Source organism: Kordia jejudonensis, assembly GCF_001005315.1.
Taxonomy (GTDB): Bacteria; Bacteroidota; Bacteroidia; order Flavobacteriales; family Flavobacteriaceae; genus Kordia; species Kordia jejudonensis.
In genome coordinates this window covers 1-396 of sequence record NZ_LBMG01000209.1, presented here as the reverse complement: position 1 = coordinate 396, position 396 = coordinate 1, and the positions used below count along the sequence as shown (strand labels likewise).

The 396-nt window shown below is 40.9% G+C and carries 1 protein-coding gene; it reads left to right on the top strand.

Translation table 11 applies throughout. The features are described from left to right. Positions 1 to 19 precede the first annotated feature (19 nt). On the top strand, positions 20 to 396 hold a 377-nt coding region (locus tag AA089_RS23350), incomplete at its 3' end, for an AMP-binding protein (protein WP_316936963.1).

Genomic DNA, 396 nt, shown 5'->3' with positions numbered 1-396 from the left:
AGCTTGTAAAATGATCAACATGTACGGAATCACAGAAACCACGGTGCATGTAACGTACAAAGAAATCACGGAGAAGGAAATCGAATCCAATCAGAGTAATATTGGTGTTCCAATTCCGACACTTGGTTGTGTCATTTTAGACGATTCACAAAAACTAGTGCCAACGGGCGTACAAGGCGAATTGTACATCACAGGCGCAGGTTTGGCAAGAGGATATTTAAACCGAGACACACTTACAAAAGAACGATTTGTAGACATTACAATCGGCAACAACACACGAAAATATTACCGTAGTGGCGATTTGGCAAAAATCAACACCGCTGGCGAATTAGAATACTTAGGAAGAAAAGATGACCAAGTCAAAATACGCGGTTACCGTATAGAATTGGGCGAAAT